We start from the raw sequence: 221 nt of genomic DNA on the forward strand, positions 1-221 counted from the left end.
TGCGGTGATCGACTTCTCTTTCATCCATGACCGGGTTGCCGGGCTTTATTGCCCCGACAACGGCCGTCCTCCGCTCGTTCCGACCTTGATGTTCAAGGCGCTGTTCATTGACTACCTGTTCGGCGTGCGCTCGGAGCGTCAGCGGGTGCGCGAGATCGAGGTCAATGTCGCCTATCGCTGGTTCCTGCGCCTGAAGCTGAGCGATGCGGTGTTCGACGCCT

The 221-nt window shown here is 60.6% G+C and carries 1 protein-coding gene; it reads left to right on the plus strand.

Translation table 11 applies throughout. The features are described 5' to 3' along the window. Positions 1-221: transposase (locus HWD97_RS24470; RefSeq protein ID WP_371835839.1), on the plus strand; the 221-nt coding region annotated here is incomplete at both ends.

This window comes from Ochrobactrum sp. C6C9, assembly GCF_022627935.1.
GTDB classification, from domain to species: domain Bacteria; phylum Pseudomonadota; class Alphaproteobacteria; order Rhizobiales; family Rhizobiaceae; genus Brucella; species Brucella teleogrylli.